At 45.0% G+C, this 25058-nt stretch carries 21 protein-coding genes; 10 read left to right on the top strand and 11 right to left on the bottom strand.

From position 1 onward, the window contains the following. Nucleotides 1-304: 304 nt before the first annotated feature. A complete protein-coding gene (locus CXF82_RS18675; protein ID WP_180961131.1) occupies nucleotides 305-2416 on the top strand; it encodes an EAL domain-containing protein in 2112 nt (703 codons plus the stop codon). A gap of 205 nt (nucleotides 2417-2621) precedes the next feature. On the opposite strand, the gene CXF82_RS18670 is transcribed toward CXF82_RS18675, so the two are convergent. Both CXF82_RS18670 and CXF82_RS18665 read right to left on the bottom strand, forming a co-directional pair. Continuing rightward, complete coding sequence (locus CXF82_RS18670; protein ID WP_101090713.1) at nucleotides 2622-3224, bottom strand: tRNA-uridine aminocarboxypropyltransferase; 603 nt, start codon at nucleotides 3222-3224, stop codon at nucleotides 2622-2624. A gap of 163 nt (nucleotides 3225-3387) precedes the next feature. After that, entirely contained in the window at nucleotides 3388-4590 is a 1203-nt protein-coding gene (locus CXF82_RS18665; protein WP_102044738.1) for a multidrug effflux MFS transporter, read from the bottom strand. A 100-nt stretch (nucleotides 4591-4690) separates the two neighbouring features. Here CXF82_RS18665 and CXF82_RS18660 point away from each other — a divergent pair, with 100 nt between their 5' ends. Both CXF82_RS18660 and CXF82_RS18655 read left to right on the top strand, forming a co-directional pair. Next, on the top strand, nucleotides 4691-5680 hold the full coding sequence (locus CXF82_RS18660; protein WP_102044737.1) for a LysR substrate-binding domain-containing protein: 990 nt from the start codon (nucleotides 4691-4693) through the stop codon (nucleotides 5678-5680). Between the two features lie 124 nt (nucleotides 5681-5804). Beyond that, the gene (locus CXF82_RS18655; RefSeq protein WP_101090716.1) at nucleotides 5805-6128 is read left to right on the top strand and encodes a hypothetical protein; all 324 of its coding nucleotides are present in this window, start codon (nucleotides 5805-5807) and stop codon (nucleotides 6126-6128) included. On the opposite strand, the gene CXF82_RS18650 is transcribed toward CXF82_RS18655, so the two are convergent. From CXF82_RS18650 to CXF82_RS18640, 3 genes are all read right to left on the bottom strand, one after another. Then, the gene (locus tag CXF82_RS18650; RefSeq protein ID WP_102044736.1) at nucleotides 6118-7401 is read right to left on the bottom strand and encodes a hypothetical protein; all 1284 of its coding nucleotides are present in this window, start codon (nucleotides 7399-7401) and stop codon (nucleotides 6118-6120) included. The genes CXF82_RS18655 and CXF82_RS18650 overlap by 11 nt on opposite strands. 282 nt (nucleotides 7402-7683) lie before the next feature. Then, nucleotides 7684-9093: a DUF4145 domain-containing protein gene (locus CXF82_RS18645; RefSeq protein WP_101090718.1), complete on the bottom strand. Its 1410-nt coding sequence runs from the start codon at nucleotides 9091-9093 to the stop codon at nucleotides 7684-7686. A gap of 107 nt (nucleotides 9094-9200) precedes the next feature. Next, the gene (locus CXF82_RS18640; RefSeq protein ID WP_102039894.1) at nucleotides 9201-9929 is read right to left on the bottom strand and encodes a hypothetical protein; all 729 of its coding nucleotides are present in this window, start codon (nucleotides 9927-9929) and stop codon (nucleotides 9201-9203) included. 186 nt (nucleotides 9930-10115) lie between these two features. Here CXF82_RS18640 and CXF82_RS18635 point away from each other — a divergent pair, with 186 nt between their 5' ends. Together CXF82_RS18635 and CXF82_RS18630 are read left to right on the top strand one after the other, a co-directional pair. Further along, nucleotides 10116-10625, top strand: coding sequence for a DUF2780 domain-containing protein (locus tag CXF82_RS18635; RefSeq protein ID WP_101090720.1), 510 nt, complete (start codon nucleotides 10116-10118; stop codon nucleotides 10623-10625). A 109-nt stretch (nucleotides 10626-10734) separates the two neighbouring features. Next, nucleotides 10735-11193, top strand: a complete 459-nt coding sequence (locus CXF82_RS18630; protein ID WP_101090721.1) for a tellurite resistance TerB family protein — start codon at nucleotides 10735-10737, stop codon at nucleotides 11191-11193. Nucleotides 11194-11213: 20 nt separating this feature from the next. On the opposite strand, the gene yjeH is transcribed toward CXF82_RS18630, so the two are convergent. After that, a complete protein-coding gene (yjeH, locus tag CXF82_RS18625; RefSeq protein ID WP_102044735.1) occupies nucleotides 11214-12467 on the bottom strand; it encodes an L-methionine/branched-chain amino acid transporter in 1254 nt (417 codons plus the stop codon). A 143-nt stretch (nucleotides 12468-12610) separates the two neighbouring features. Between yjeH and CXF82_RS18620 the strand changes: the two genes are divergently transcribed. Next, nucleotides 12611-13039: an Lrp/AsnC family transcriptional regulator gene (locus tag CXF82_RS18620; RefSeq protein WP_102044734.1), complete on the top strand. Its 429-nt coding sequence runs from the start codon at nucleotides 12611-12613 to the stop codon at nucleotides 13037-13039. Nucleotides 13040-13395: 356 nt separating this feature from the next. On the opposite strand, the gene CXF82_RS22715 is transcribed toward CXF82_RS18620, so the two are convergent. Further along, nucleotides 13396-13881 (bottom strand): type II secretion system protein, encoded by a 486-nt coding sequence (locus tag CXF82_RS22715; RefSeq protein ID WP_101090725.1) that lies wholly within the window; start codon nucleotides 13879-13881, stop codon nucleotides 13396-13398. A gap of 617 nt (nucleotides 13882-14498) precedes the next feature. Between CXF82_RS22715 and menD the strand changes: the two genes are divergently transcribed. From menD to menE, 4 genes are read left to right on the top strand one after another with little or no spacing between them, the layout of a single operon-like run. Next, nucleotides 14499-16208, top strand: a complete 1710-nt coding sequence (gene menD, locus CXF82_RS18610; RefSeq protein ID WP_102044733.1) for a 2-succinyl-5-enolpyruvyl-6-hydroxy-3-cyclohexene-1-carboxylic-acid synthase — start codon at nucleotides 14499-14501, stop codon at nucleotides 16206-16208. Then, nucleotides 16208-17014 (top strand): 2-succinyl-6-hydroxy-2,4-cyclohexadiene-1-carboxylate synthase, encoded by an 807-nt coding sequence (menH, locus tag CXF82_RS18605; protein ID WP_102044732.1) that lies wholly within the window; start codon nucleotides 16208-16210, stop codon nucleotides 17012-17014. Before menD ends, menH begins: the two co-directional genes overlap by 1 nt. Next, nucleotides 17014-18057, top strand: coding sequence for an o-succinylbenzoate synthase (menC, locus tag CXF82_RS18600; RefSeq protein ID WP_102044731.1), 1044 nt, complete (start codon nucleotides 17014-17016; stop codon nucleotides 18055-18057). The genes menH and menC overlap by 1 nt, the downstream gene beginning before the upstream one ends. A 6-nt stretch (nucleotides 18058-18063) precedes the next feature. After that, nucleotides 18064-19527: an o-succinylbenzoate--CoA ligase gene (menE, locus tag CXF82_RS18595; protein ID WP_102044730.1), complete on the top strand. Its 1464-nt coding sequence runs from the start codon at nucleotides 18064-18066 to the stop codon at nucleotides 19525-19527. Nucleotides 19528-20387: 860 nt separating this feature from the next. Here the strand turns inward: menE and rpoH are convergent. The 4 genes from rpoH to ftsY form a co-directional block, all read right to left on the bottom strand. After that, on the bottom strand, nucleotides 20388-21245 hold the full coding sequence (rpoH, locus tag CXF82_RS18585) for an RNA polymerase sigma factor RpoH (RefSeq protein WP_101090731.1): 858 nt from the start codon (nucleotides 21243-21245) through the stop codon (nucleotides 20388-20390). A 214-nt stretch (nucleotides 21246-21459) separates the two neighbouring features. After that, nucleotides 21460-22425, bottom strand: coding sequence for a permease-like cell division protein FtsX (ftsX, locus tag CXF82_RS18580; RefSeq protein WP_101090732.1), 966 nt, complete (start codon nucleotides 22423-22425; stop codon nucleotides 21460-21462). A gap of 8 nt (nucleotides 22426-22433) precedes the next feature. After that, complete coding sequence (gene ftsE / locus CXF82_RS18575) at nucleotides 22434-23126, bottom strand: cell division ATP-binding protein FtsE (RefSeq protein ID WP_102044728.1); 693 nt, start codon at nucleotides 23124-23126, stop codon at nucleotides 22434-22436. A gap of 51 nt (nucleotides 23127-23177) precedes the next feature. Further along, entirely contained in the window at nucleotides 23178-24923 is a 1746-nt protein-coding gene (gene ftsY, locus CXF82_RS18570; RefSeq protein WP_102044727.1) for a signal recognition particle-docking protein FtsY, read from the bottom strand. Nucleotides 24924-25058 lie beyond the last annotated feature (135 nt).

Below are 25058 nucleotides of genomic sequence, written 5' to 3'. Positions count from 1 at the left end.
TGGACACGCCAATTAAACCTAAAACCGACAAAGACATAGTGACGATGGCATCAAGTAACTAACGTTCAAACAATGCTATGCTTTTGTGTGAACGTTAGTTCTTAGCTAGAAGCTCCTTAACAAATAAGATTCATGCCCCATAAACTCACAAAATATAAAATTTTTGTTACAACAAGTTTGTACAAAGCGTCAAATAAAGGTATTTTTGACGCTTATGGAAAGCAGTTGCTAAACGCTAGATTTATTCACTTTTAGCCAGTGTCTGCTATTTGAATAATGTAATGAAGGAACGGGAAAAATGAGTATGCAAAAGTGGTCAGAGTTATACTCTCGTCTGAAATCTGCCACCCCTTCTCTTTCCGATCAGCTTATTCAATTTGAAATTGCTGATGTTTTACCTGCTCTGGCGATTGTACAAGACCACCGCTTTATTGGTGCCAACCCAGTCGCCCTAAGCTATTTCGAAAGCATTGAGCAAAACTTCATCCATTCCACACCCTATGATTTTTCCCCGAGGATCCAATCTTCTGGAAGAAATAGTGTCGAATATGGCCAACAACAGCTGCGTGAAGCAGCCAAAGGAAAGATCGTTTCCTTTAACTGGTTATACTTAAGTCAGCAAGGCACTGAACTCCCAACAAAAGTCACGCTTTATCCGTTTAGTCTTGATGATAATAATGTGGTATTAATCCAATTTACGCCTATGGATAGACGTGGGAAACGACGTTCACACTCAAGTAATGGCTTTGAAAATCTACCCAAAGAGTTAATGTCGATCACCTTAGAAGACAGTGCTGAAGCTGTTTATATTACTGACGAAGACAGTCACATTTTTGCGGTAAATAAGGCGATGTGCCGCATTTGCGGCTATAGCGCTGAGCACATGTTGGGTAAAACACCCAGTGAGCTTAACCTTGAGGCGATGATTAATGATGGCATTGCTCCAAATCCATTAAAAAGCAAAGGTAGCTGGCAAGGAGAGGTGTGGAAATATCGTTCCGACGGCTCAAAATTTCCTGCCTGGCAAAGTTGCAGGCGCATTTATGCTAGCAATACCGTCTATTTTGTTAACTTATTCAGCGATATCAGTGAAAAGAAGCGACTGGAAGCCAAGCTCACTCAGCAAGCAATGTACGACAAACTGACTGGCCTGCCTAATCGATTCCACCTTATTAAAATCTTGAATAAAGCCATTAATAATATCAAGCAACACAGCACAATGATTGGTGCCTTAATGTTTTTGGATCTCAATGGTTTTAAGAATATTAATGACAGTTTTGGTCATGCCACGGGTGATAAAGTCTTACAACTTGTGGCCGCAAGATTAGAAACCTGTTGTCTAGACGATGCAGAGATAGCCCGCTTAGGGGGCGATGAATTTACCTTAGTGCTGCCAAAGTGCAAAAACAAACAAGAGATAGAAGCTTTTTCAGATCTGGTACTGTCCTTGTTTGATGTCCCCTTTGAGATCGATGGTCAAAAGTTTTATTTAAGCACCAGTATCGGCATATCGTTATTTCCACAGCAAAGCGACGAGGCAAATCAATTACTCAGCATGGCTGATACAGCCATGTATTCCGCTAAGAAAAGCCCAAATCATATTCGATTCTATAATGCGGCGATCAGAGAAGCAGCAGAGAAGAAACTGCTTATACTCAATGATTTAAGGCATGCGCAAAGCCTGGGTCAATTCAGTTTGGTTTACCAACAGATTATTGACCTCGAAAACAATAATTTGATTGCTGTCGAAGCACTATTAAGATGGAAGCGCAGTAACGGCGAAATATTAGAAGCCCGTGAATTTATCCCATTACTAGAAGAAACCAACTCAATGGTGAGCGTAGGGCTATGGGCTCTAGAGCAAGCTTGCGAACAAATGAGCAAGTGGCATGCGCAGTACAATGACCAGTTGAAAATCACGGTCAATATATCCACTTCACAACTAGAACACCCAGACTTTGTGTCGATGTTAACCAAGGTTCTGCAGCAAACTCAATTACCTTCCGACAAGTTGGTGATTGAAATTGAAGAGTCAGCTTTGATCCGCAAACCCACAATGATGTCAGCAGTATTAAACGAGCTCAAACAACTTAATATCAGCATAGCCATCGACGATTTTGGCGCCGGTCTATTCTCGCTAAGTCGATTAGGCAGCTTGCCAATTGATTGTTTGAAAATCGATTCCAGTTTCGCACAGCGACTGCATGAACCTCAAGGCAAAGAGTTATGCAAAGCCATGGTGCAACTGGCTCATACATTGAATCTTTGCTATATCGCTGAAGGGGTCGAAACCGAAGCCCAAAAAGATCTATTACTGATGATGGGCAAAGGATATGGCCAAGGTTATTACTTTGGCTGGCCAGCAACGGCCGAGGTTTTTGCATCTGAGTCATTAAGCTTGCTCAAAAAAGCTTAAAATAAGTACGATTTGACTAAAAGATGGCTGCATCAATCACCTGAATAAATTCAGTGTCGCTCCCTGCAAAAGCGGTGAATGAGGCAGCCTCTTATATTCAACTAATCTAGCTGACATCTCTATTAAACCCTATCTCTTAATGAATTAGCGTGACTTGAATAGGGTTTTATTAAGTAAGAGACGATGCAATTCACAAATCCTACCTCTATTTATTTTCTTGGTATCGTGCGCGCACATCAGCCGGCATTGACGCTAACCTCTGTTCGACTAAAGCCGCTAACGCATCGGTTAGTGGTGTCACATCTTGCTGAGGCTCTATCACCTTTAGCATCATCGCACTCGCTTCCAATGTTGACACGCTATCACTGCGGCTGGCTTTACGAATCGTGTAGTTAGAAGCGCAATCTAAATCAAGATGCAAAGCCGGAAAAGCCTGTAACCATGGATTCAATTGCAATAATTTATATGCCTTGCGCCAGGTACCATCGAGCAAGATTAGAATCACATCCGTATCAATGACGATATCAGCCACTGACTGACTTGCCGTTGATGGATACACCAAATATATCGGTTTATTGGCCAAAGCCAATTGCTCACGTAGCAGAGCAAAGTCCTCTGCGGTTTCACCGACCACAACTTGCGTCTGAGGAATAACTAACTCCAACAGCCGCACACTATTTTTAGCGTGACCCACTTCAGTAGGATCTTGCAAAATGATCAGCTCAGTTTTAACCTGCATTTTTTTTATGCTGGCGCACAAACAGGCTTTTAGTGGATAGTGGCACGAAGGGCAGTTAGGACGAGACAAAAGTGTAAACCTAATAATGGGACAAACTCGATAGTGCTTAGTTTATACCAATTCCAAGCCAATTTATGGATAAAAAAAACCTGCATGAATGGTTAATTCATACAGGTCAAAGGGTGTTTTACGGTTAATCGTCGCTGTACGCTAACGGTTAATCCTTAATTTGTTAGTGAGCATACTGCTCTTGGTGCCAATGATCAAAGCGAGACATCGCCATCATGACCAACAAGATAATCGCCAATCCGCCCATAATAATGGCAACAGCATAAGGTGCAGGCAAACTCGTTTGTTGCACTATCGCAGTCAGCAGTGACGCGCCGCTCATCTGAATAAAACCGAGCATTGCCGTCGCAGTGCCTGCTCTCTCACCAAATGCGGATAACGCCATACTGGTTGCAGGGCCAAGCAATAAAGCAAAGCCAATACAGAGCAACATCATTGGTAACATAAAGCTAATCGCTGCTGCTAAGCCCGTTTGTGGGCCAACCACCTGCACCAATACTTGGGTGGCTGCAGACGCTAACATAAACCAAAGTGCGACAATTACAGTGGGACGGTTACCTAATTTTTTGATGACTAAAGGCGCGGCAAAACAAGCGACGATGTTGACGGCAGCATTTAAACCGAACAATCCACTAAACATCAACTCTGATACCCCTAATCGGTCAATCAACCACACCGGCGCATATGAAACATAGCTTAAGATCGCGGCCATTCCCGCCATGCAGGCAAATGCATAGAACAAAAAGTGTGTCTCTATCACTACGGGTTTATAGCGAGCCCAACGGTATAATGGCCCTGAACTATCGGTACTTTTAGGGCGTGTTTCCGGTAAGCGATAACCCACAAAGATCAGGATTAATATCGCGTAGAGCGTCATAAACACGAAGGTCGAGCGCCAACCAAATTGCAGCGCCAGTAAACCACCCAAGGTTGGTGCCAATGCAGGGATAACGCAGATCATGCCGTTAAGATAGCTATAATAACGCGCGCTCTCTTTTGGAGTGAAGCAGTCACGTACCGCACTAAAGACCACAATAGAGGTCGAACAAGCCGCTAAGCCCTGCAATACACGCGCAAACTGCAACCAGTGAAATTCAACGGAAACGGCGGCAAGGATACTGCTGGCGATGTAAAGAATAATACCGCCCAATGCGACAGGTCGTCTGCCATATCTATCGGCTAACGGTCCAATTAATAATTGTCCCGTTCCCATAGCAAAAAGGAACAACACTAAAGTCGACTGTATTTGACTCGCCGAAACAGCAAATTCAGTCGCCATAGCAGGCATAGAAGGAAGGTAAATATCGATAGCCAATGGGCTGAGTACAACCATCGACATTAAAATAGGGAGTAAATTACGGCGCATTATCTTTCTCAAATATTGTAAACACGGCTATATTAATCAAACTATGGTATGAACAGAAATGATATTATTTCCATAATGAATTTCCATTGAGGAATATCTCGTGAAATTAGAGAATTTGGCACGTATCGACTTAAACCTACTCGTCATTCTACAAATACTATTGGAGGAGCAAAGTGTTACCCGAGCTGCAAATCGCTTACATCTAAGTCAGTCAGCATTGAGTAAGAGCCTTAATCGTTTGAGAGATACCTTAGGCGATCCACTTTTTTTACGCACGGCACATGGCTTAAGGCCTACCGCCCATGCTGTACAACTTGGAAAATTGCTGCCTCAAAGCTTACAGAGCTTATATCAACTGACTTTACCCCCCAGTTTTGAGCCCGGTAGCAGTACTCGGCAGTTTTCATTTTCTATGGTTGAGAGTGCATATGAAACACTGATCCCCTACTTTATCGGCCCTTTGCTGACCAAGGCACCCAATCTTAAATTAGACAGCTATGTTTGGACGGAAAACTCGACCCTAGCGATTCAGCAAGGTCAGATAGATTTCGGTATTTCAGGGCGTGATCTTCACCCACAGTCCGCTTTTAAAATTGATCGCCTGCCCGATGGCATTGCACACCAGACCCTATTTACCGATAAGCAAGTTTGCTTAGTGAGGCAAGATCACCCCTTGCTGGCTACGATAGCAACCGGCCTCTGGGATCTAAATATCTATTTAGAGATGTCTCATGTACAGGTGCGCTGTGAAGGCAATGATTGGTGGGCATTAGATTATCATCTGGCAGATCTAGGGCACCATCGCCGGATCAGTACCACTGTGCCTGACTTTTATGGCGCTGCGAGTATCTGCGCCCATAGTGATTTGATATTTACCCTTCCCGCGAGTTTTGCCCAACATGCAAAGAAATTGTACCCGCTAGCGGAACTCCCACTGCCTTTCGAATTCATGCCACTAGCCTATGTATTGCTTTGGCACCAAAGAAACGATGATGACCCAGGGCATCAGTGGGTAAAAAATGTTATTTGTCAAAGTGTTGCAACCGCTTTCGATTCACCAGACTTAAAACACTTTTTGAAAACAGAATAAGATTAACCTTTATTAACGTGATCTCTGCTTAGATAATCGGCAATATTAAATCCGTTAACTTGCCCATTCAGTTGTTATTCATCTTTTTAGTGTAAGCTAACAACTAAGACATTTTGGAGAAAATATGATTTACAACTCGTTTCAAAGCAACCCAATGCAAAATCGATTTTCTGGCTCTCGCGGCTGGTTAGCATTCATTATCGGTTTGGCCTTTATGACTCTAGCGCTCGTCGCGCTGCCTTTTTTACTGCTTTTCGGCGCAATCACATTTATGGCATTAAGCTTGTTTGGTCGCGTTTACCTAAAGCGTCAACTCGCGCGTTTTAATAAGCAGCAAGCCGGACAGAAATTTCAGAAAGACGATGCTTTTCAAGAAAACGTTTCCCGAGAAAATACTTCTCAATCAACGGCAGCAGGCCGTATCTTTGAGCATAATCCTAACGAATAACTTTCATTGCAGATGCGCTACGAGGTCTTGATAATAAGGCCTCAAATCGCTGCCAGTGTATCGCTTTATCAGCAGTTCCACTCTCCACCCACTCAGCAACAGCATCTTCCCCAACACTATAGTTAATAATGTACGAACGATTTTGGTCAAAGAAACGAGTGCGTTGTTCCGCTCTTGAGTGGGTATAAAATGCATCATCAACCAGCAGACGAGTCGCCTCTTTATAATTAATCTTTTTATCCGTTAATAATTTACTGACATGGTTTTCAAAGTATCCAAGCCGCTTAATACAAGCAAACACCTTGTGAAACAGAGTAAGGTCCGCCTCGAGGCCAGCCAACGGCATTAATACATCACGCTCAAACAACACAATCTCATCTTGGCTCATCAATAGACGCAAAGCATAATTAGCGCTGCCTTCAGCAAGGTAAGATATCGGACTGAACAAGGGATAGATTGAATATTCCAACCAGCCTTTTTCTTTGACCAACAACTGCTCTTGCAGGGCATTAAAGACGTGGTGACCAGGATAGCCTTCGTGAGTCGCTAACTCCAAATATCGGTCAATCGTTAACGGTTGATCTTGATTGAGTTGAATTAGGCTATGGTAATCACCTTTGTACCAGTTATATGCGGTCCACACTTTGTCATTAACATACTCAATTTCACAATGCTCATGCGCAGGTAATGTGAACTGCTTTTTAGTCAATTCACGCGCCTTATCAATCGCCGCGTTAAATACTGCAGCGACTTTATTTTTCGGTACAATATAAGACAACTTAAATTCGGCCAAACGGCTTGCGAATGTCCCTTCGCCGGGCAATAAGTTATCGAGTTCTATATGGATGCTGTTAAGTTCTGCTAATGAGTATTCAACGACCGCTGAATCGTACAACCGACGAGCTTCTTCCTCAAAGCTAAGGGACTTCCCCTCCAATAGATCTAAATACGCGCCAATCGATAGCCATTGCTTTTCGAGGAAGCAATAGCGGCCACTCAACTCTATATCAAGATGATTTTCACCAACAGCCGCAAGCACCTGGCAACCCTCTTCGTATTGCAACCTAAGCTCCGTTAATGGCTGCCAAAAAGCGTCTTCTTGCCATGCTCTAGGGCCAAAATACGCATCAACGTAGAGTTCGTCATGCTGTCCGATTGCAAGTGCAAATCGAGTATAGCGCTCTGCAAACTTATTCAGTTCTTGGTTTTTCGCTTTTGAATAAGCGGGAGAGATAAGAATTGATTTAGCTTCATTGTCAGCAGAATAAGGCATAGGGCGCTCCAGCATTTTGATTGTCGTCAATGTACACATATAGAATAATGTATACAACTGGAATTTGAGAATATGTTAATTATATGAGTATGGAATCATTTACCCTGTTTTCTACTTAGGAAAGAATTTAGGACAGAAAAATCTACTACGCGGCGTGTGTATAGATATCAATCTAGAGCTGTACAATAAATGCAGCCCGCACTGCTTATTGAAGGAAAGGGAATAGAAATCACACTAGTTGCATTTTAAGACTGAAGCAAAAGAGTATCTGTATTGAGCATTCTAGCTAAGTAATTCAGCCGCTTTTGCTAACGCTTCTTTTTCTTGAGGTGAGTTGGTCATTTCCATCACAGAGAGTACTTGCTGCTCAAGTGAAGCCCATAGAGGTTCGATCACCGCCAGTTCATCATCATTAGCGTGCTCTCGAGCCAGTTTTAATAAAGAGGCTGAAGACACAACATCGATACGCCCTAACATACCATCGGCAAGCGCAATACTCAGCTCTATCATTGCTGGCACACTATGACCGTATTTAATCACTTCACGTAAATAGCTTTCTGCCTGCGAGTAATCATCCCCTAATCCAGTGTCATCATGCAGCATCGACTGTGCTCTAGAGAACATAGCATCGACTTGGCCTTGCTCAGCAGCTTCAGCCAACCAATGTTCGCTTTGTACCGCATCAGCATCACAGCCTTCACCGCGGGCTAACATCAGCGCCAGATGGTATTGTGCATGCGGGAAACCTACTTTTGCCGCGCGACTGATATATTTATAAGCCGTTTTCAGATCAGATTGCTGATAATAAAGTACACCCAGATTTGCCATTGCTTCTGATTGCTCGAGCTTTGCCGCTTGACTCAAGTAACGCTCAGCAAGCTGCACATCGGCTTCAAAATGCTGACTACCGACTAAATAGAAGTAACCTAACAACGCCATGGCATTAGCGACGCCTCCAGCTGCCGCTGAAGCAATGGCCTGCTCACCCCCTACAACATCAAATTCACCGCTGTAACCATGGACTAATGATACGCCATGTTCATATAAGGCATTCACATCATCATTGGCGGCCTGCGCAAACCAATAGCTGGCTTGCTTAAACGATGCAGTAGAGCGATCTTCAACCTTGTCATCACGGCTTTCCTGTAATGCTAATTCCTGCTCTCTTTGCATTAACGCTCGCGTCTTAAGCGACATACCGACTAGATATTGCGATTCCGCGTCTCGCTCCATCACCGCGCGATAGCACAAGTCTCTACCCGCTAAGGCATCAAACTCTTCAAAGTAATATTCTGGCTTGCTCGTATTCGTCACCTGACTGAACAGTGAATCCACCAGCAAGAGTAGATTTTTTATTGCGCGCTGACTTAACTCCTGCAATTGCTCAGGAGTAAGGTGATACTTTTCAGGATGGGCACCACGATTACCATCGGCACGCAGTTTATGCAGAGCTCGGGTGGTTTTAACATCGATAAGTCTGCGTTGGTTTAGCAGCTCAATGCGATCGTAAAGGTTGGGGCTATCGAAATCGATAGCATACTCTTCAGCCAGTAAGCTGGTTAGCTTATGGCTAAAGCTTCTTACATGAAGCAAAGCTTGCGTTGGCACATCAGTTACAAAGCTTTTAGCCTTGCGATAATCCTGTCCCAGCTCGACTGAAAACTGATTAACGAATTCAATATCGTTTAACAAGATATGCTCCCACGCCGTTTACCACATGCGTTACGTTGAATTAGCTAGAACAATGGCGTATGTCATCTAAAACACTCGCCATCATTGCCGATGTTCAATACTGAGGGTTATGGCTCTAGATTACCGGCTGTATCTGGCTGTTCACGTGACACCATATATAAACGAAATAGAACCACGTTAACGAATAAGCCAAAAAATGCCACAATAACTTCACCCACTAACTGTAACGGTAGACCGCCAAGTTGTGTCGCCATAGCCAGCACACTGCCCACCAAAGAGACCGGAATATACAGTAATAATACCGTTATTGTTTTCAGTGTTATCGGTCCACTAAATGCAAAGCTACGCTTAATAGCTTCCATGGGTGTCAATCGCTCAACGACCACCATGAAGTTAACAAAGGCCAGCCGAGCAAAAAGATAAACACTAATCACCAAACCAATTATTCCCAGCATAGGGTTGATCGCGAGTAGCACGAAGAAAGGCGCCAGTACCGCTAGACCCGAAAAGACGCCAGCCAACAATAGCGCAGGAACAAAGTTCAAACTGGTTTTTAATATCATGCCGTTACTAGGACTGTGTCCCTGTGAACGGATCTCTAAAAACAGCGTTAATGCTGCAATTAAAAATGAAAATACCAGCAACAACACCATCATAGCGACCATATGACTGGTGCCAAACTGAGGGTTTTCAAGATCAGCAGCGTTTATCTCTAAACTCAACCACAGTTGAATACCCACTTGGATAAACAACACAGGAACAGTCAAAGCCGCTAATTGGCTAATATTATTACGAAAAAAGTTAAATGCTTGAGTCAAGATTGCTGATAATGACATAGAGTTTTCCAAAAAATGAAATCGAGTAACACGAATTAGGGCTAAGGATACCCAAGTTTGGTAATTAATGCACAGTTGAAATCACGTATTAGCTATTTGTTAAAAGTAAAAAAACTGCAAACTGTTTGTTAAAACCGTTAAACTCGTTAAATAACACAACAGAATTACCTTAAAAGGATGGCCCTTATGAAATTATTGACTGCAAGTATTCTGACGCTTCTCAGCATATTCTCAACTCAGATTAACGCCCACGGATTCGACCCATTAGCAGAAGCAACCAAAGCGATTTCAACCCCTTCGCAGTCTGATGATTTAGTCGGTAATGTTATGTCGCAATTAGGCTTAAGCCAAGGTCAAGCTGAGGGCGGTTTAGGCAGTTTGTTATCACTCGCACAGTCTTCACTGGGCAGTAGTGATTTCAGCTCAATTTCGGACTCTATCCCCGGTATCGATGGTTTGCTAGGTGCAGTGCCTGAGCTCGACAACGATTCAGGTATGTCAGGCTTATTATCTAAAGCGGGTGGATTAGGTGATTCACTGCAGGGCGGTGCTATGGTATACGACGCTTTTGAAAAGCTAGGCATTTCTAAAGACTTAGCCGCACCTATGATTGATATCGTAAAGGGTTACCTCGACACGAATGGCACCTCTGGCACCTCTGACCTATTAATGAAAGGACTTGGCGCTATATTGTAAACCAAGGATTTATCCATCTTGGCTATTGTTGAAGCATTCAGCTAAGTCAAGATGGAACTCTCATGCGATTTAATGCTCTAATTTTTATAATCACCTTTGAGGATCTTGCATGCTTGCCAAGCTAAAACAGTTTTTTGAAGCTCAACACCACACGCTTTCTGCTGAAGAGCAGGCGCAGCACCTTAACCTTGCCGCTGCCAGCTTGCTATTAGAAGTCGTCATGGCCGATGAGAACATGTCAGATGAAGAAGCCAAGATATTACCTGAGCTTCTCACCACCACTTTGGGTTTATCAATAGAGGATGTCAGTGCATTAATCGCCAATGCGACCGTGTCACAACAAAATTCAACCTCACTTTATGAGTTTACTCAAGCAATTAATGACAACTTCGATATCGAGCAAAAACAGCATTTGATCCTCGCAATGTGGCGCTTAGCCTATGTTGACGGGCACCTGTGTCAATATGAAGACCAGATGATCCGCCGCACCTCTGAATTGCTACACCTTAGGCATAGCGAACTCATTCAGATGCGCAATATCGCGATTGAAACACAACAAAAACCTTGAGTAAGCGGCTATTGCCGCTGCTACAACGCGAATTGCTTTCGATTAAGGTGGGTTTTCTGCGCCCACAACATGGGAAACAGAACCAGCATTAATAATATCGCGTAGGTCATATTCCAACCTAAAGCAAAACCAATAACAGCGCATAATGCACAGCTCAGTATCACCAATGGCAAGTAACGCTTGCTCAGTAATTTAGCCGCAGCAAACATAGTGGCCAAATAGATAATCACAAACACCCCATTGCTCCACGCAATAAGATCTTCTAACTGCTGACCTGTCGCGTAGGTCACTATAATGACTAATGCCATCGCAATCAGCACCGCTATTGCAGCGCGAGCAGGTGAATGATGCTGATTCAATTGGCTAAAGTATTTTGGCAATACGCCATCTCGGCTAAAGCTCCAGATTAATCTAGAGACACTCGCGGTATAAACATTGACGGTAGCCAAACCACTCACGATCCCCAATATGCCAATCACCTGTGCGCCATAGCCGCCCAGTAAACTGTCGAACACGCCGACCATCGCCACAGGTGTATCGCTTGGCACGACCAAGAGTAATAAAGTACAGGCTAAATAAACCACGCCAACCAGCACGGTGCCGATGAGCATTGCAGGGATCATATCTTGCTTCGGCTGACGAAAGTCATTAGCAAGATGTGTCATCGCTTCGATACCCAAAAAACTCCAGAATGCAATACCAACCGCGGCCATGATCAGGCTCGCATTCGGTGCATCTTGATGGGTAAACGATTCAAGCTCCGATAAACTCAAGCCAACACCGCCAAATAGCGCGGCCACGACCGAGACAATTGCTAACGTTAACCCAAACTGCAATTTTGCAGAAACTTGAATGCCACGTAAATTAAGTAACAGTAGCACTCCTAGCAATAACAACTCAGTGCCAACTTGCGCCCAACCATTTATCGGCACTAGCGCATTAACGAATTGAAAGGTCATTAGAATAGCGGCCGGTGCACCGATGGGCACCACCAGTAAAAACATCAAGCCAATCGTTCGTCCAGCAGTACGACCAAACGCTTGCTCTACAAAATAGGCCGGCCCTGCGGCATGGGGTAGCACACTGGCTAAACGTCCAAATACCAGCGTCACCGGAATAATCGCCAGCGTTAATACTAGCCAGGCAATTAATGCGCCTTGCCCTGCGGTCACGATTGTCATTTGTGGCAGGATAAACACGCCGGTACCCAACAAAGTGGTGGCCATAAGCCCGGCACCCTGCCAGCGGCCTATGGTTCCTTGTATTTGATTCATGTCTTATATGCTCTGGTTTACAATGGCACCATTATAATTCTAGACTGACTAGCTTTCTGCGTTTAATCGCCGTCACCTTCACCAAATCTACCGTCATTTTGTCGGTATTTTACTTTAATGCCGTCATTATGTTGGAATTGATCATGGACAAGTTTGATAATGCCATTTTAAGTGCCTTAAGATCAGATGCACGCCGCAGCATCTCAGACATTGCGGCGGCAGTGAATCTATCACGCTCTGCGGTCACTGAGCGAATAAAGAAGATGGAATCATCGGGTACTATTCGTGGTTATCAAGTGATATTAAGTGCATCCCAAACTGATGGAGTCTCTGCCTACTTTGAAATCCAACACAAATGCCCCAACTGCGCCGATATCATCAAAATTTTCCATACCATCCCAGAAATTATTACTTGTAAAGGCATCACTGGCGATATGGATCTACTGATCTATGCCACTGCGGCATCAATGAAACGTCTACACGAGATCCGTGAGTTTATTGATGCTCAAGACGATATCACCAAAATTAAAACCCATGTGGTGATGAGTGAGTGGATAGACAATCAAGGTTAATCATATAAAACTGGAAATGACGTAAGAAGGAAAGCGATAATCGACTTGCCATGGCGCTGGTCATTGCCACTGGCATGTTATGGCAATACCCTCCGAACTCAGTTTTGGCGCAGGCCAACACTCTCTAAGTGGTTATCAGTCGCAATCTGTCTGCTGGTTAGCAGTCAGCGTTATGCTAACCACTCCCGCGTTTACGCGGTTATGACTATCTTCGATAGGAATGTATCAGTCATTGCTAACACTATTTTTGACAAGAGAGTCTTAAGGAGTAACTGCCAACTTTCGATTAAAGGCCAAATCCAAAGCCGAACGCTTGGCACTAAATTGTACTCTGGCCCACATATGTCTAATTCAATTTAACAGCCATCGTAAAATTTGTTCACCTTCAATTCACTATTAACAATATTACCAACGCCGACTGATCGTGAAAGTTGAACAAAACAATTCAGGGCTCTAAGTTCTTGCGATTCTAATATTTTATCCCCCAAATATACGTAAGTACTTAGCATAGTCGAATTGTTTGGATAATCAGTAATCATAAACCCATCAACATTCATTGCAGCCTTTATGTGTTCAGGTTTAATACTCATAGAACCGTCAAGCACATATAAATCAGTATTCGGGATGTTTGTTTCAACTTTAGCCGATGCAACTCCCGCGAGAACAGCCTTACTCATTACAATTGAATTCGCTGATTTAACAGCACCTACAAACCCATCTAGGGATGCTATACGTGCATCGCTACTTATGTTTAAAAATTTTGGAGCTGCGGCGACCGCAAGGATCCCCAATATAATGATAACAACCACCAGCTCGATGAGTGTAAAGCCCTTACTTTTCAATGTTTTTTTAACTCCAATCTTCTTCTCGATGTAAATAGAACGTTTGAACTTATATTATTGTCACTCCGCTATTTTACAGCATCGTCCAAATGGCGTATATGATATTTATGCCTTGGAAAATCATCTTGATAGCTTGCGTAAATAACCGCCGCTATAGTCATTCTATTAAGTATTTAGCGCTTCCCGTAGGGTGGCTTTCAAAGCACTGAATGAACAGGTATTTAATACAATTGGTATTACTTTGTACGGCATGTTAAAGCAATAATTGAAGTACGAGAACCTAGAGTAGTGGCAAAGTCGACAATAACATTTTGTGTTGACCTCACAGCGGGTTAACAATGGCATTTGGTCGTAGACAGAAATGATGGCTTTCGCCAAAGGATATAAATTTAAAAGCTCCACTTATAGTGAGTACATTCATAAGCCCTGCGATAAATTCAACACTCCGATATGTTAATCACGATGACACCTATTACTAGGTGCTTAACTGTCGAAAACCGACTATTGATTTATTCGCTGCCAGTGAAAATCCTTAGATTTAAGAAAACCAAGGACGATCATATTCCTTTGCACTAAAGCAAGTTAAACTAACATTATCATTGGGATGGTAATTAACTATGCAAACTAAACATACAGCTGAATTAAACCTGCTTTGGGGAACATTAATCTTAGAGGAGCTTGCTCGTCTAGGGGTCAAACATGTCTGTATGGCGCCGGGGTCGCGCTCAACCCCGTTAACCCTTGCTGCGGCTAAGCAGGACAAGCTATGCCAACATCTGCATTTTGACGAAAGAGGCTTAGGCTTTATGGCGCTGGGCATTGCCAAGGCCAGTGGCGCGCCAGTGGCTATTATTACCACCTCTGGCACCGCAGTGGCTAACCTTTACCCCGCTATTATTGAAGCTTGGCTAACCCAAGTGCCACTGATTGTGCTTTCAGGCGATCGTCCACCAGAGCTTATCGACTGTGGCGCTAACCAAGCGATGACTCAGCCCGCTATTTTCGCTCAATATGCCAAGTCACTAAACTTGCCCACGCCAGACAAGAGCATTAGCCCAGCGGCATTACTGAGCTCAATCGATGATGCCGTCAGTAACCAAACACAACCCGTGCATATAAACTGTATGTACCGCGAGCCACTCTATCCAGCAGCGCCTCAAGCAGACTTTAGTCATTACTTAAAGCCGATAGCCCAATGGCAGCAAACTAAAGCACCTTATATTCAGTACGCAGCCCAAACTGCTTCACAACTGCCAACCCACGATGCGCTAGCAAGGTTTGTCCATGGTAAAGGCATTATTGTCGCGGCGACACTGGCACCAGAGCATCACCCAGAGCAACTGATCGCATTGTCGATAAAGCTCGGCTGGCCCATAGTGACCGATGCCCAATCACAACTGCGACAAAGCAGTGCCGCCATTGGTAATATCGACCAATTGTTACTGCAACCTAAGTCGCAAGCTCTGCTAGCACAGGCCGAAAAAGTGATTGTGTTTGGCGGGCGTATCTTGTCAAAACGCTTGAGCAGTTATTTGAGCGAGCATAACTGGAAAGACTACTGGCAAGTATTGCCGCAGCAGCAAAGACTCGACCCTAACCATAAAGCTAAACAGGTATGGATTGCGCACGCTAACACCTTTAGCGCGCTACCTTGGCCACGCTCATCTCAGGCTCAATGGGCCTTAGCATTAGTGCAGCAGAATGAAGCGCTAGAAACCTTATACCAGCAGCAAATTGATCATGCTCAATTCGGTGAGGCGCAAGCCATACGAGCAATTGCTAAACGCCAAACGAGCCAGCACCAGCTATTTATTGGCAACAGTTTGCCTGTCAGACTATTTGATATGTTTGCCCCTATTAGCGCAGAACACGCCACGGTCTTCACCAATCGTGGTGCTTCAGGGATAGATGGCTTACTCGCCACCGCATGCGGCGTTGCCATTGCGGAAAAAAAGCCAACCACACTGATTATTGGCGATATTTCACAACTACACGATCTGAACTCTCTGGCGATTGCGCGCAGCGTCACCAGTCCGTTAATCATTGTGGTCCTCAATAATGATGGCGGTAACATTTTCAATTTACTGCCAGTGCCAAACGAGCAGCTACGAACCGATTACTATCGTTTGTCCCATGGGCTTGAGTTTGGTTTTGGTGCGGCAATGTTTGGTTTAGCCTACAACCAAGTTGAAGATCTCGATGACTTTATCGAGTCTTACGAATATGCCATGACCTACGCAGGGCCGTCAGTCATCGAGGTGAGCGTTTCACAAAACCAAGCCACTGATCAGATTGCGCATATCGCGACTTGGGTGAAACAAAGCTGATGTTGGCATATCAATGCCAAGGTAACCCCAGCATGCCAGCAATGGTGCTGCTGCATGGTTTTTTAGGCAGTAAAGCCGATTGGTCTGCGGTGATAGAGGTGCTCGCGAAGCAATATTATTGCATTAGCATCGATCTACCTGGCCACGGCCAGAGCCTTAACCATACATTGCCAACACCAGGGTTTGATGCCTGCACCGCACTTATCCAGCAAACACTGTTACAGCTTAAGGTTCAGCAGTATCACTTGGTTGGTTATTCGCTCGGTGGCCGTATTGCGCTGCACCTTGCGCGGCAAGCCCCCGAGAATATTTTGAGCCTAATACTCGAGTCGTGCCATCCAGGCCTTAAATCTGCAGATGACAGAGCCGCAAGAAAAACCAGTGATGCACTGTGGGCAACTAAATTAAATAGCCTGACTATCGAGAATTTCTTAGCGCTTTGGTATCAACAAGCCGTATTTGCCGACCTTAGTGCCAGCAAACGTCAAGCAATGATCCAGCAGCGCCGTGGTAACCAAGCCTTAGCCCTAGGCAATTGTTATCAAGCTACTTCACTTGCTGAGCAAGCTGACCTTTGGGACACTCCAGCGATAATATCTGCACCATGCTATTTTATTGCCGGTTCTGACGACCAAAAATTTCTCTCACTCGCGACTCGTTGGCAGCAACAATATCCCATCGCTATGTATGCTGTTGCGGCTAGTGGCCACAATATCCATAGCGCTGCACCCATTGCGTTTAGCAAACAAGTATTACAGCTGCTTAAGCCATCGTCATTTAATCCATCATCCAATAGGCCCACTTAATGATCCTCACTAAACTTAGCCTTCATCAATACACTATTGATCTCGATAGATTATTGCCCGTGGGTAAGCAACGCATCGATGAGCGCCATGGTTTGGTGCTCTGTGCGACTATCAATTCCGGTACCGATGAGCGCACTGAGCAGGTGGAGATTGCACCGCTTTCTGGTATTGATGTCGATGGACATCAGCTCACCGGTTTTAGTCAGCACTCTCTTTTGCAAACGAGTGCACAACTCAGTGAGTACCTAGCAGCGCTGTATCAACAGCCTGCCGATAAGTTGCTTGATTTTGCCGATACAAGCGAACAAAACGCCATAGCCTATGGTTTAAGTTTACTGCACGCCAAACTGATGGGCTCACTCGATGGACACAGCCTTGAAGTTCGCACCATTCCGCTAATTTACCGAAACCAGGATGAGCCGTTAACTGCAGTTGCCGAGCGCGTAGCCGCGCTGGCTAACAACATTCACGCCGTTAAAGTCAAAGTCGCACAAACGTCCCTTGAAGATGAGATCCAGCTGATCCATCAGATCTTAGCCATACGTCCCGATTTAAAACTACGACTCGACGCAAACCGTGGTTTTGAGTTGCAACAAGCCATCGAGTTTATCGCCTGTATCCCTATCCATGCGATTGAGTACATTGAAGAGCCTTGCAGCCGACCTGCCGATAACCCAATATTTTATAACGCGATTGGAGCACCTTGGGCACTCGATGAGTCACTCAATGACCCACACTACCAGTTTGAGATGCAAGCTGGGCTTTGTGCCATCATCATCAAACCTATGCTACTGGGTAGCTTACAGAAGTTGCAGTCTTTGCAGCATTTGGCCACCGAACACGGGGTTCGCTCAATATTAAGCTCAAGTTTGGAAGCCAGTTTAGGTATTGCAGCCCTCAGCCGTTTGGCCAGCATTATGACTCCAGATGAGGTCCCAGGGATCGACACATTAAGCGCATTTAGCCAGGACCTAGTACAAAGTACAGGTAAAGCAAAATGCCTGCAGCTAAGCGATCTGCAACTACTACTAGCGTTGGACTAGACCCTTATGCCGAACCGTCCTGCTAACGCCCTTATCCTGTCACCTATTCATCAGATTGCTACGCAACGACCTGATTCAATCGCCTATAAGATTAGCGGCCACGCCGTCAGTTATCAGCAGCTAAGCCAGTACGTCGTCGCTATTGGTGAGCAGCTTAAGCAAGCAGGGCTGCAGCAAGGGGATAGAGTCGCTTGTATTGCCAATAATAACCCCGAGCTACTCAAGCTTTACTGGGCATGTGTCGACCACGGTCTACTGTTTTGCCCAGTCTCACCACGTTTTGCACAAAAGCAGCTAATCGAATTAATCCAAACTCATCAATATCGCTATTGTTGGCTATCCAATAACACCCAAGCCCTATTACCAGATCTAAAAGCTAAACTGCTAACACTGGGCCAAGATAACACTCGCTTGCTAGAATTTGAGTTTGGCAAAACAAGTCCTCAGCAGTCGCTCAAGATCGATCCTGCGCAAGCAGTAGATGCCATTCTCACCTCAGGTAGTACTGGCTTACCCAAAGCCGCGGTGCATAGCCTGCAGAACCATATCGCCAGTGCCAAAGGCGCTAAAACGCTGATCGATATTATGGAGACAGATAGCTGGTTACTCTCGCTGCCGCTGTTTCATATCGGTGGGCTGGCTATTCTCAATCGTTGTGCACTCGTGGGTGCCTGTGTGGTATTTGAAGATAAATCAATCACCCTCGCCGAGCAGTTAACCAGAGACCAAGTCAGCCATTTGTCATTGGTCAGCGCGCAACTGCAGCAGTTACTGAGCGCTGACACTCACTGCTTCCATCACGTCAAAGCGATGCTGTTAGGTGGTGGCGCGATTTCAGCCGATCTACTCAACCAACTTGCAGTGCTCAATATTAACGCCTTTACCAGTTACGGCATGACCGAGATGGGCTCACAGATCACCACTGGCATCGCCCGTGCTGATAGCTCAAGCGGCCAACTTTTACCTCAACGAGAGTTAAAAATAGTCGACGGTGAGATATGGCTAAAAGGCGACTGTTTGTTTCTTGGCTACCTTGGTGTCGATGGCCTTAATAAGCCACAGGACACTTCATTAGAGATACAAGGTTGGTTTCGCAGTACAGACTTAGGACATTGGGATAAAAACGGCAATCTGTGCATTGACGGCCGTTTAGACAACATGTTTGTTTGCGGTGGTGAAAACCTGCAACCTGAAGAGATTGAAGCCGTGTTAAAGCTGCACCCTTTGATTGCTGATGCCATCGTCTTCGCTAAAGCTGATGACAAGTTTGGTCACTTACCTGTAGCAATTATCAAACTTGCTAATGATTTAGCAAGTCAGCCGTCAGAAGCAGAGTTAACAGAGTTTCTCGCCGACAAAATTGCCCGCTTCAAGCGGCCAAGATATTATTACCCGTGGCCAGATGTCGCTACAGTAGGGATTAAGGTTGTACGCAAACAGATTATTGCAGCGATTCTTCTAACTAAATAGTAAGTTGAATTTCATTCAACTTTAGACACATAAATTAGAATCCGATTGATATACGCCGTGAATTTCCTATTTACTACTTTTCTCGGCTGTTAGGTCTTATGCATAAAGTCTCAGAATAACTCCAGCCACATTGGTTCCAATGACCTGCGGTGGTGCTGGACAGGATGTCCGAATGTCGTGATCACATGGTCAATGATGTCCCCGACATCATAAAGACATTTCCCATATCCATATGGGGCAGATATGAATGAACGACCGCATGTGCAGATACTGCTGAGGCTCGCCGCAAGCACGTCCTTGTGGCCTCAACGAAAACATCTGACCTCCAAGGATGGATGGAATGCCGTATTCTGTCTGGAACAGAATTGGCCTTGTTTTCAACGACCTCTGCTGCATCTACACTGGTTTCGAAAAGCGCATCCATTAGGCATTTGAGTTTAAAAATAGGAACTCAACAGTTAGATTTCATACCTAACGAACAGAAAACACCTATTCCCCATCGAAGTTGCCGAAGTACGTTGGAATAAATCGCGTAAGCCCGACAGAGATGTCGGGTTAGCTTTCGCAGGCAGGATGCCCCATCGGAAGCGTTAGTGATTTATCCATAAGTACGAGGGAGACAACTTCGTCTGGGGCGGCAGGGGTGATCCAAGAGGGGGTTGCTGTTGACCCCTTCTTGGCCGGGTGTGGGATGGAATCCCACGACTTTGGTCAAGCGCAGCTTGATTTCAAAAACAATGTCTGAAACAAATGTTCCAGACATAAAGCCGTAAGCTGCCCATCCATGGGCTTTCGGCATAAATGTTCCAGACATAAAAAAACCTGCCGTAGCAGGTTTCAGTCAGTGCAAATAAAAAGCCTTAAGCTTCCATTCGCCCTTTTAGTTTGTTCATGGCATTCTTTTCAAGTTGTCGGATTCGCTCTGCCGATACTTGATAAGTGGTCGCTAACTCTTGTAGCGTTGTTTTATCTTCATTTAACCAACGAGCCTGAAGAATGTGCTGACTACGCTCATCAAGTGTTTTGATAGCTGAAAGCAGGCGCGTTTGATTATTTTTTTCCCAGTTATCATTTTCAACTTGGTTAGCCAAATCAGATGAATGATCTTCAAGATAATGCATAGGTGCATAGTCTTTCTCATCATCGTTATCGCTGGCCAAATCAAAAGCGGGATCTTGGGCTGCCATGCGTGATTCCATTTCGGTCACGTCAGATTTTGCAACACCTAGGCTTTCTGCAACCATGCCTACTTCATTATCCGTAAACCAGCCAAGACGCTTTTTAGTTTTACGAAGGTTAAAGAACAACTTACGCTGTGCTTTTGTGGTTGCGACCTTAACTATGCGCCAGTTTTTAAGCACATATTCGTGAATTTCTGCTTTGATCCAATGAACAGCAAATGACACCAAGCGCACACCCACATCTGGGTCAAAACGCTTAACGGCTTTCATCAGGCCAATATTGCCTTCTTGAATTAAATCGGCTTGCGGTAAACCGTATCCAGAATAGCCTTTTGCAACATGTACCACGAAGCGCAAGTGCGACATAATCAGTTGTTTCGCAGCTTGTAGGTCACCGGTTTCCTGCAGACGCTTCGCCAGCTCATGTTCTGTCTCTGCATCCAACATAGAAATTCTATGCGCAGAGTGAATATAAGACTCGAGGCTTCCACTACTTTGAGGAACCATTAGTGCCATTGTTTGCGTTTGATCTGTCATTCACGCTCCTGCTACTTATTACTAATACTACGGTCTAACTAAACCTGAAAATCACACCTCTATTGAGATGGACCGTGAACTATCGACTAATTGACAAAATATGTCAACCATCGGCGTTATCTAATACGGTTGAATTTTCACACCTACATAGAGACAACGCAAATGAAGGATAGTTCATCTTTGCCTTTGCGCCTCATCTATACCTAATATATAACTATGAAGGTTCAATAGCCCGCAAATGTTGGCGTACGGAGAGGTATGAGCCAAGCCAACCTAAAAATGAAGCTAATAGAACCAGTTGCCCAAGCTCTGTTAATGTCAGTGATTCCATATGCAGCTGGCTGCCATACAAACCAAGTAACTCAGCCAGTGCGGAGTCTAAATACCATACCAGTAAATTAATAATCACCCAGGCTAATATGCCACCAATGATACCAAACCAAATACCGGTATAAAGGAATGGCCTTCGTATAAAGGCTTCCGTGGCACCAACAAGCTTCATCACCTCGATTTCGGTACGGCGGTTCATAATAGCGAGGCGAATAGTGTTACCTATAACAAGCACAACCGCTAACACCAGTAGCGCTGCAATCGCCAATACCGTGCGTTCAAGTAAACGCACTACGGCTTGTAATCGTTCTAACCATTCAATATCAAGTCGACCAAAACTCACTTCAGCTTCTTGCTCCAGCTTTCTCAGCAACTCGCGCGCGCCCGTAGCACTTGAATATTTAAGACTGGGCGTCACCATCACGACAGCTGGAAGTGGGTTAACATCTAAATAGGATAATGCTTCACCAAAGCCTGAAAGCCGTTGAAACTCTTCTAGGGCTTGATCACGATTAATATAATTAACCTCTGCCACTTCGGGGTAAACTTTGAGTCGAGCGATCAAACTTTGAATACTTTTTTCACTGCGCCCTTCATCGACAAATAACGATATTTCGGCAGCGCTGTTCCATGATTGAGTGATAGTTTCGGCATTTTTAACCAGCACTTGCAACGCAGCTGGCAAACTGAGACTGACTCCAAGTACGGCCATCGTCATTAATGATGAAATGGGATTGCGCCATAACTCACCTAAACTCGCCATAGCGTGTTGGATATGGCGAATAAAAAACATCACTATTTGACCGGATATGGGTAGTTTGCTGCGAGTTAACTGAGGTTGCTTATTCATCATAATCCTCAGTAGGCACCTAAAGTGTCAGATTGATCTAATTCTTGAGCGCCAAGCACACGACCTTGCTTAAGCGTGAGAGTGCGGTATTTCATGCGTGCGATAAGACCTAAGTCATGCGTTGCGATCAATACCGTGGTACCTGAATCATTAAAAGTTTCAAACAGGCGCAGTATGTCCATCGATAATTTAGGATCTAAGTTACCCGTGGGTTCATCGGCAAGTAATAGCGGCGGCTTATTCACAATCGCTCGGGCAATACCGACACGTTGCTGTTCACCGCCTGAAAGCATAATGGGATGATGTCGTTCTTTACCATAGAGGCCAACCATATCAAGTGCACCAGCCACTCGCTTACGGATCTCTCCATGGGAAAAACCTTCAATAATTAACGGTAGTGCGACATTATCAAATACACTCTTTTCCATTAATAGGTGATGATTTTGAAAAATCATCCCGATATCCCGACGTAAATAAGGCACTTGAGCACGGCGGAGCTTAGCAATGTCATGACCGTTAATTGACACCTTGCCGCCATTAGCGCGTTCAATTACCGTGATCAACTTAAGCAAGGTACTCTTACCCGCACCAGAGTGACCAGTAAGAAACGCCATTTCGCCACGCTTTAAATGAAAGCTCACATCCGATAGCGCTTTTTGCCCGCCGGTATAAACTTTACTTACTTGCTCAAATCGAATCATTAATTAGATTTCTTCGTCGTCGATATCGCTATTAAGGTTTATAAACTAACGCTATTTTGTGTCTATGTCGTCTTTTGATTGACTAAACAGTGCTTCAATAAAGTCTTTTGCATCAAAAGTACGAAGATCGTCAATCTGCTCACCAACACCAATATGACGAATAGGAATACCAAATTTGTCAGCAATTGCAAAAATCACCCCGCCTTTTGCGGTGCCATCTAGCTTACTAATAGTGATCCCTGTGACTCCCACAGCCTCTTGGAAAATTTTTGCTTGGTTAATCGCATTCTGGCCTGTGCTTGCATCTAGGGTGAGCATCACTTCATGCGGGGCTGCTGGGTTCTGCTTTTTCATCACACGTACGACTTTCTTTAATTCGTCCATCAAGTGTGCTTTATTTTGTAAGCGACCTGCGGTATCGGCAATCAGCACATCAACCTTACGTGCCTTTGCGGCTTGCAGAGCATCAAACAACACTGATGCACTATCGGCACCCGTATGCTGTGCTATTACCGGAATATCATTACGCTGTCCCCACACTTGCAGCTGTTCAACGGCTGCTGCGCGGAAAGTATCACCCGCCGCTAGCATGACTGTTTTACCTTCAGCTTGATATTGCTTAGCCAGCTTGCCGATAGTCGTGGTTTTACCCACACCGTTGACACCGACCATTAAAATAACAAACGGACCATCTGCATTTTCTGGAATTAGTGGAATTGATACCGGATCTAATATTTTTTGCATCTCATCACGCATCAGCTCATACAGCGCTTCACCATCTTTGAGCTGTTTGCGACTGGCCTGCTCGGTTAAATTTTTAATCAAGCGGGTGGTGGTTTCAACACCGACATCAGCGATCAGTAGCTGCTCTTCTAACTCTTCAAAAAGATCGTCATCAATCTTTTTGCCGCTAAATAAACCAACAAAGCCACTACCAATACTTGCACTCGTACGCTTTAAACCACGTTTAAGTCGGGCAAATAATCCCTCTTTTACCGGCTTAGCTTGCGGCTCTGGTTGTTGCTCTGTTGCTATATTGTCAGCTTGTGCAGCTTGTGCAGCTTGCTCGGCAGCGACTGTTTCAACCTCTGCCTGCTCAGCGGCAATACGCGCAGCTTCCGCTTCTGCGGCTTGCTCAGCAGCAACTCTTTCAGCCTCTGCCTGCTCAGCGGCAATACGTGCAGCTTCCGCTTCTGCGGCTTGCTCGGCAGCAACTCTTTCAGCCTCTGCCTGCTCAGCGGCAATACGCGCAGCTTCCGCTTCTGCGGCTTGCTCGGCAGCAACTCTTTCAACTTCTGCCTGCTCAGCGGCAATACGTACAACTTCCGCTTCTGCGGCTTGCTCGGCTGCAACTCTTTCAGCCTCTGCCTGCTCAGCGGCAATACGTACAACTTCCGCTTCTGCGGCTTGCTCGGCAGCAACTCTTTCAACTTCTGCCTGCTCAGCGGCAATACGCGCAGCTTCAGCTTCTGCGGCTTGCTCGGCAGCAACTCTTTCAACTTCTGCCTGCTCAGCGGCAATACGTGCAGCTTCCGTTTCTGCGGCTTGCTCGGCAGAGACTGTTTCAGCCTCTGCCTGCTCAGCGGCAATACGTGCAGCTTCCGTTTCTGCGACTTGCTCTGCAGCGACTCTTTCTGATTCAACGAGCTCTGCAGCAACGTTATCAGCTTCAATTTGTTTAGCGTCAGCTTGCTCAGTTTCAGCCGAAGCTGATACGTTTAACTCTGCTTCAGCTTCCTGTGGTTGTTCTGTAGATTTATCCTTGCGGAACCAGGAAAAAAAACCTTTCTTTGCCATGTGTTTTACCGATGCTCAAATAGCTGTACATAAATGCGTTAGGAGGAGGACGTTATATCAAAAGCATGGCAAAATTACGCTGCTTAAAGCAGCAAAAATATAACCGAATCGTATGTACACGACGGCTTTTTACCT

The sequence above is a fragment of the Shewanella sp. GutDb-MelDb genome, from assembly GCF_002836075.1.
Lineage (GTDB): Bacteria > Pseudomonadota > Gammaproteobacteria > Enterobacterales > Shewanellaceae > Shewanella.
Note: the sequence above shows the minus strand (reverse complement) of the source record. Positions and strands in the feature narration are given on the sequence as shown.

Coding starts and splice junctions, on each gene's coding strand:
- CXF82_RS18675 (WP_180961131.1), top strand. CDS start 305: ATGCAAAAGTGGTCAGAGTTATACTCTCGTCTGAAATCTGCCACCCCT.
- CXF82_RS18665 (WP_102044738.1), bottom strand. CDS start 4,590: ATGCGCCGTAATTTACTCCCTATTTTAATGTCGATGGTTGTACTCAGC.
- CXF82_RS18655 (WP_101090716.1), top strand. CDS start 5,805: ATGATTTACAACTCGTTTCAAAGCAACCCAATGCAAAATCGATTTTCT.
- CXF82_RS18650 (WP_102044736.1), bottom strand. CDS start 7,401: ATGCCTTATTCTGCTGACAATGAAGCTAAATCAATTCTTATCTCTCCC.
- CXF82_RS18640 (WP_102039894.1), bottom strand. CDS start 9,929: ATGTCATTATCAGCAATCTTGACTCAAGCATTTAACTTTTTTCGTAAT.
- CXF82_RS18635 (WP_101090720.1), top strand. CDS start 10,116: ATGAAATTATTGACTGCAAGTATTCTGACGCTTCTCAGCATATTCTCA.
- CXF82_RS18630 (WP_101090721.1), top strand. CDS start 10,735: ATGCTTGCCAAGCTAAAACAGTTTTTTGAAGCTCAACACCACACGCTT.
- yjeH (WP_102044735.1), bottom strand. CDS start 12,467: ATGAATCAAATACAAGGAACCATAGGCCGCTGGCAGGGTGCCGGGCTT.
- CXF82_RS18620 (WP_102044734.1), top strand. CDS start 12,611: ATGGACAAGTTTGATAATGCCATTTTAAGTGCCTTAAGATCAGATGCA.
- menD (WP_102044733.1), top strand. CDS start 14,499: ATGCAAACTAAACATACAGCTGAATTAAACCTGCTTTGGGGAACATTA.
- menH (WP_102044732.1), top strand. CDS start 16,208: ATGTTGGCATATCAATGCCAAGGTAACCCCAGCATGCCAGCAATGGTG.
- menC (WP_102044731.1), top strand. CDS start 17,014: ATGATCCTCACTAAACTTAGCCTTCATCAATACACTATTGATCTCGAT.
- menE (WP_102044730.1), top strand. CDS start 18,064: ATGCCGAACCGTCCTGCTAACGCCCTTATCCTGTCACCTATTCATCAG.
- rpoH (WP_101090731.1), bottom strand. CDS start 21,245: ATGACAGATCAAACGCAAACAATGGCACTAATGGTTCCTCAAAGTAGT.
- ftsX (WP_101090732.1), bottom strand. CDS start 22,425: ATGAATAAGCAACCTCAGTTAACTCGCAGCAAACTACCCATATCCGGT.
- ftsE (WP_102044728.1), bottom strand. CDS start 23,126: ATGATTCGATTTGAGCAAGTAAGTAAAGTTTATACCGGCGGGCAAAAA.
- ftsY (WP_102044727.1), bottom strand. CDS start 24,923: ATGGCAAAGAAAGGTTTTTTTTCCTGGTTCCGCAAGGATAAATCTACA.